Origin of the sequence: Gordonia sp. UBA7860, from assembly GCF_002500165.1 — a bacterium.
Classification (GTDB): Bacteria; Actinomycetota; Actinomycetes; order Mycobacteriales; family Mycobacteriaceae; genus Gordonia; species Gordonia sputi.
The window spans coordinates 33,688-40,071 of the sequence record NZ_DLSO01000046.1 but is presented as its reverse complement, the minus strand read 5'-3'; the positions used below and the strand labels follow the sequence as shown (position 1 = coordinate 40,071).

Annotated in this window: 5 protein-coding genes; 3 read left to right on the top strand and 2 right to left on the bottom strand. The window is 65.6% G+C overall.

Features of this window, described 5'->3' with window-relative positions; genetic code table 11:
- Nucleotides 1-212 precede the first annotated feature (212 nt).
- A complete protein-coding gene (locus B3T59_RS06785) occupies nucleotides 213-1,754 on the top strand; it encodes a phospholipase C (RefSeq protein ID WP_064863762.1) in 1,542 nt (513 codons plus the stop codon).
- 7 nt (nucleotides 1,755-1,761) lie between these two features.
- Here B3T59_RS06785 and B3T59_RS06780 read toward each other — a convergent pair whose 3' ends face one another.
- The gene (locus B3T59_RS06780; RefSeq protein WP_287001822.1) at nucleotides 1,762-2,913 is read right to left on the bottom strand and encodes a TDT family transporter; all 1,152 of its coding nucleotides are present in this window, start codon (nucleotides 2,911-2,913) and stop codon (nucleotides 1,762-1,764) included.
- Between the two features lie 182 nt (nucleotides 2,914-3,095).
- Nucleotides 3,096-3,416: a putative quinol monooxygenase gene (locus B3T59_RS06775; protein ID WP_287001821.1), complete on the bottom strand. Its 321-nt coding sequence runs from the start codon at nucleotides 3,414-3,416 to the stop codon at nucleotides 3,096-3,098.
- Nucleotides 3,417-3,600: 184 nt separating this feature from the next.
- On the opposite strand from B3T59_RS06775, the gene B3T59_RS06770 reads away from it, so the two are divergent.
- Both B3T59_RS06770 and B3T59_RS06765 read left to right on the top strand, forming a co-directional pair.
- The gene (locus tag B3T59_RS06770; protein WP_287001820.1) at nucleotides 3,601-5,025 is read left to right on the top strand and encodes an aldehyde dehydrogenase family protein; all 1,425 of its coding nucleotides are present in this window, start codon (nucleotides 3,601-3,603) and stop codon (nucleotides 5,023-5,025) included.
- Nucleotides 5,026-5,127: 102 nt separating this feature from the next.
- Nucleotides 5,128-6,360 (top strand): SAM-dependent methyltransferase, encoded by a 1,233-nt coding sequence (locus B3T59_RS06765; RefSeq protein ID WP_005202118.1) that lies wholly within the window; start codon nucleotides 5,128-5,130, stop codon nucleotides 6,358-6,360.
- Nucleotides 6,361-6,384 lie beyond the last annotated feature (24 nt).

The window sequence follows — 6,384 nt, the reverse complement described above, 5'->3', positions numbered from 1 at the left end:
CCGTCCCAATCCACTGACGGCTCGCCGTTCACCTGCACCGACGGCCTGCTGTTCACCTGCACCGACGGCCTGCTGTCCACCTCCTCGACGCCCCGCGTATGAGCGAACGCTCAACGGTATTCACTGAGGGGGCTTAGACTTCGGCGGTTACGCTCTGCCGCGGGGACGCAGCCCGTAAACCGACGGTGGAATCGATCTGATCAGGGGTGTGCATGTCAGATATGCCGTTCGGTGGGTTGAGTCGCCGCGAGTTCTTGTCGAGAGTTGCCGCGGTCGGCGGGGGCGCGCTGCTCACGTCGTGGGCCACGCCGATCATCGACAAGGCCTACGCCCAGGCCGACCCTGCGGGCACCGGGTCACTCGACGACATCGAGCACATCGTGCTGTTCATGCAGGAGAATCGCAGCTTCGATCACTACTTCGGCACCTACTCGGGTGTGCGAGGATTCGGCGAGTCGACGCCGCTGTGGCGCCAGCACGGCTGGGCACCCGGCGTCGGACCGACCAAGTCCGGATACACGATGCCGTTCCGCCTCGACACCGAGAACGACGCCAACCTCGACGGCGAGTGCATCAACGACCCCGACCACTCGTGGGCCGGGCTCCATCACGCGTGGAACGGCGGCCGCAACGACGGTTGGCTCCCCATGTCGATCGATTCGGTCGGCCCCGCCAACGCGCCTGCACTCATGGGCTACTACGAGCGTGAGGACATCCCCGTCCACCGGACGCTCGCCGAGGCATTCACCATCTGCGACGCCTACCACTGCTCAGTGCTCGGCCCCACCGACCCCAATCGGCTGTACTGGATGAGCGCAACGCTCGATCCCGAGGGCAAGCACGGTGGGCCGCTTCTCGAAACACCAACGCTCATACCCAAATTCGCCTACAGCTGGCGCACCATGCCGGAGAACCTCAGCGAGGCGGGCGTGAGTTGGAAGATCTACAACAACAAAGACCTCGGCCCGGTCTCGTCGGTTGTCCTCGACGGCATGATGGGCTGTTTCAAGCAGGCGCAGAATCCCAACTCGGAGTTGGCTCGACGCGGTATCGACCCGACCTACCCGAACGACTTCCGCGCCGACGTGGCAGCCAACCGGCTGCCCAAGGTGTCGTGGGTCGTCCCACCAGCGATGGAGTGCGAACATCCCGCGCTGCCTGCGGCTTTGGGCGCTGTGGGCATCGTGCAACTCCTCGACATCCTGACGTCGAATCCCGCGGTCTGGGAGAAGACGGCTCTGATCATCAGCTACGACGAGAACGGCGGCTTCTTCGACCACGTCGTTCCCCCGACGGCACCACCCGGCACCAAGGGTGAGTACGTCAGCGTGCCGAACATCAACAAGGTCTCGTCGTCGAAAGGCATCCGCGGGCCGATCGGACTCGGCTACCGCGTGCCGTGCTTCGTCATCTCGCCCTACAGTCGTGGTGGACTCGTCGCGCGCGAAACCTTCGACCACACTTCGCAATTGCGACTCATCGAGAAGCGCTTCGGCGTCGACGTCCCGAACCTCACCGCGTGGCGCAGGCAGACCGTCGGCGACATGACGACGGCCTTCGATTTCGCGCACCGCCCCAACTCGGCGCGGCCACGCCTCGGCGACCCGAATCCCAAGGCACAGAACGCTCTGTTGAAGTGCGGCCCCAACATTGCAGCGGGCACGGCCGGGTATGGCAAGCCGTATCCGGTGCCGCCCAACAGCATGCCGCGCCAGCAGCCCGGCACGCGTAGATCGCCGAGCGGCATCGTCTGACCGGTTCTCACGCCGCGGCGGGCAGACGTCCGTCGAGAACCGCCGCGGCTGTGCGCGTGAACACGGTCGTCCATGCGGCGACGAGAACAACCAAGAGCATCGCCGCGGCAACGCGAAACATGGTGACGTCCAGGGCCGTTGCCAGCGCGGCCAAGCCCGTCACGCAGGTGCCGATCGGAAAGGTGAAGCTCCACCATGTCAGCGCGAACGGCATGGAACGTCGGATGTTGTGCACAGTGACAGCGGTGGCGAGCGCGAACATCACCACGCCCAAGCCGGTCGCCGCGACTCCGTAACCGACACCGAAGATCCGCAAACCCGTTGCGATGGTGTGGGACTCGGAGGTGTACCCGGCGAGCGCGGAGTCGGCATGCGCAGCAAGCGAATTCGCCGCCGTGATGGACTGGCCGATGACGCCGAGTGTGATCCAGATCGTTGGTGCGGCACACCCGGTGGGTACGGTCCCGTGAACCAGGCGGCCATAGATCATCGACAGTGTGATCAGACCCAGGAACAAGCTGAGTCCGAACAGCAAGTAGCACAACAGCAGAAAGCTCACTCGCCACTGCCCCGCCGGAACGTGGTCGACCAGCAGCGCACCCGTCGTCGCCGACACCATCGGCGGGACGACCGGCATCAGCCATGCCGGTAGCGCGACGAGGTCGGAGCGTCGACGATGGCGTGTCATCATGAGAAATGGCACGGCGATCGCCGTGCCGAGCCCCAGGAGGGTCCCGACCGACCACAGGGCCGCGTCGACGACAACCGCCGCGTCAGACCCGAGGAGCGACACCCCAACGGTGATGGTGCCCGCTCCGACGGTCAACAGCGCCATCGGGATCGCGCCGTAGAACTGAACCATCACGGGGTCGGCGGCGTAAAGTCGCGCCTGCGCGGGATGCCGCACCCAGTGCACACCGAACGCCGCGGCGATCACTACCAGCAGCACCGCCGCGAGCAACCAGATCGCCGTCGCGAAGCCGCGGACCGCCGGTACATCTCCGGCAACACTGATCGCCGACGTCGCCACGATCCCGGTACCCATCACCGCCGCAAACCAGTTGGGTGTGATGTGGGCGAACGCCTCGGCGCGACGCCTCACCGACGATCCGCTCGACGCAACGTCGGGGGCCAGCGGGTGGTCGAGGATCTCGGTCATGGTTCCCAGCATCGATCGCCGGGCGACCCGCCGGAAGACGGCTCGACGTTGTGGGGCCACAAGCGCTGGTTGTGGCTCCGCGCGCCCGCTCGACGCGACGAAGCGCCCGGTCGACGGAATACTGCCCCCACTCGGCCGCGCTCCCGTGCCGAGTGGGCGCTTCGTTCAGCCCACTGGGCAGGTCAGTCGACGGCCATCTCGCCGAGCTCCGACCAGCCGTCGGCGTCGACGGTCGTGTTGATGATTTCCGGTGTGGCGACGAGGAACTGCGGCAGGTCGGCGGTCGCCTTCTTGAAGTGATCGCTCGAGACGTGAGCGACGGCGGCGTCGTCGTCGAACGCCTCGATGAGGACGTATTCGTTGGGGTCGTCGAGGCTGCGTGACCACGTGAACCATTTGTTGCCCGGCTCCGACCGTGTTGCCTCGGTGAATTCGGCGACCAGGTCGGGCCACTGATCTGCGTGCTCGGGCTTGATCTGCCATTTGGCGACGATGTGGATCATGCAACCAGCCTAGGTCGGCGCCACGACAACGCGGAACGGTTGCCGTGTCTCATTGTGAGAACAGCGACCGTGAGAACACCGACCGTGAGAACACCGATCGTGCGAACGCCTGGTGCGAGGCGGCGTGCATCACCCAACCCGGGCGGGCGTAACTTGGGTCACACAGCACCACAGGAGGAAAGCGATGCGCGAGATCACCAAGTTCTACGTCGACGGTCAGTGGGTGGAGCCCACCGAGTTGAATCTCATCGACGTGATCAATCCGGCCACCGAAAAGGCCGCCGGCCACGTCGCGCTGGGCACCGCCGCAGACGTCGACGCCGCCGTGAACGCGGCGCGACGCGCCTTTGCCTCATGGGGGCGCAGCTCCATCGACGACAGACTCTCCGTGCTCAACGCCATCATCGCGGAGTATCAGAATCACGCAGACGACCTCGCCGACGCCGTCACCGAGGAGATGGGCGCTCCCGCGGGATTGGCGAAGGCAGCCCAGGTACCTATCGGCCTCGGACACCTCATGACCGCCGCTGCGGCGCTGCCCGAGTACCGCTTCGCGGAGGATCGTCGAACCTCTCGAATCGTCAAGGAGCCCATCGGTGTCTGCGGATTCATCACGCCCTGGAACTGGCCGCTCAATCAGGTCATGTGCAAGGTGGCACCCGCGTTGGCCACCGGCTGCACGATGGTGCTGAAGCCTTCGGAGGTCGCTCCGTTCTCGGCGGCGATCGTCGCCGAGATCTTCGACGCCGCAGGCGTTCCCGCGGGCGTGTTCAATCTGGTCAACGGCGACGGACCCGGCGTCGGCTCGGCATTGGCGGCACACCCGGGCATCGACATGATCTCGTTTACCGGCAGTACCCGCGCGGGTATCGAGGTCGCACGCACCGCAGCCCCGACCGTCAAGCGCGTCGCGCAGGAACTGGGCGGCAAGAGCCCCAACATCATCCTCGACGACGACGACCTCGCACAGAATGTCGCAGGCGGCGTCGCATCAGTCATGCTCAACTCCGGACAGTCCTGCAACGCACCTACCCGCATGCTGGTCCCCAACTCGCGAATCGACGACGTCGTCGAGGCTGTGAAATCGGTCGAACCCTCACTGACAGTGGGAGATCCGACGAGCAAGGTGCGGCTCGGCCCGGTCGTGTCGGAGCCGCAGTTCGAGAAGATCCAGGGCCTCATCGAGCGCGCGATCAACGACGGCGCCCCCCCGGTCATCGGCGGTGCCGGCAGGCCAGACGATCTGCCCACCGGCTACTACGTGCGTCCGACCGTCTTCTCCGGCGTCACCAACGACATGGAGATCGCGCGGACCGAGGTGTTCGGGCCCGTGCTGGTCGTCATCGGCTACGACGACATCGACGAGGCACTCGAGATCGCCAATGACACGGAGTACGGTCTCGCGGGCTACGTGTCGGGCAAGGATCTCGACGAGGTGCGCCGGATCGGCGAGCGTATCCGCGCCGGATCGATCTCCCTCAACGGCGCGCAACTCGATCCGTCGGCACCGTTCGGCGGATACAAGCAGAGCGGCAACGGCCGCGAGTGGAGCGACTACGCATTCGACGAGTTCCTCGAGGTGAAGTCGCTTTTGGGCTACGACGCCTGAGCCTGCGTATCCGGATGGGTCACACATGCCCATCCGGATACGCTGCGGGCAACGAAGACTCGGTGACAGTCGCAGAGTAGGTCGACCCCGCGAGGAGCCAAGATGACCGTTGCCCGTGACATCGCCGACGTGATCGAACACCACATCGGCGGTGAGATCCCTGTGCATCTCACCGCATGGGACGGCAGCGTCGTCGGCCCGGACGACGCTCCGCACGTCGCCATCTACAGCCCCGACGCGCTGCGCCGAATCATCTGGCATCCAGGCGAACTCGGCGCAGCTCAGGCCTACGTCACCGGCGAGCTCGACGTTGTCGACGACCTCGACGACGCCCTCACCCATGTGTGGGAGGTCGCCGCCGCTCGCGGGCTCTCTGGTATCCGCCCATCACCGCGTGTACTTTTCGACGTCGCGCGACTGGCTCTCCGCTACCGACTTCTCGGCCTCCCCACAGCCCCGCCTGCCAGCCAGGCACGCGTGCGGGGACGTCTGCATTCCCGCGCTCGCGACCGCGCCGCGATCAGTCACCACTACGACCTGTCGAACGACTTCTATGAGCTGATCCTCGACGAGCACATGGCGTACTCGAGCGCCTACTGGACGTCGGATCACCCCGACTACACGCTGGCCGACGCGCAGGCGGACAAACTCGATCGCGTCTGCCGCAAGGTGGGTCTGGATTCGGTTGCCGGACAGCGATTCCTGGACATCGGGTGCGGATGGGGCTCGCTATCGCTCTATGCGGCAGAGCACTTCGATGCACGAGTGGTCGGCGTGACCATCTCACGCGAACAGAAGGCATTCATCGACGAGCGCATCGCCCAGCGCGGCCTGGCCGACCGCGTCGAGATCCGCGTGCAGGACTACCGCGAGATCCCCGACCCTCCGTTCGACGCCGTGGCGTCGTTGGAAATGGGCGAGCACGTCGGTGAGCAGAACTATGCCACGTACGCACAGGTGTTGCGCGACAAGGTCATTCCCGGTGGACGTGTGTGCATTCAACAGATGTCAAGGCCCGAGGGCAAGCATCCCGGCGGTGGCCCGTTCATCGAGTCGTTCATCGCACCCGACATGTACATGCGCCCCGTCGAGCGAACCGTGCAGTACCTGACCGATGCCGGACTCCGCGTCGACGACGTCGAGGAGATGGCCGAGCATTACGTTCGGACCGTAGACATCTGGTACGACACCTTCGAGAAGAACTGGGCACGTGCCGTCGACCTGGTCGGCGATGAGATGGCACGCGTGTGGCGGCTCTACCTCGTCGGCGGACGCATGGCCTTCCGCGACGGCCGCATGGGCGTCGAGCAGATCACGGCGACGAGACCGCGTTAGCCCTGAGACCGCGTTAGCCCTGAG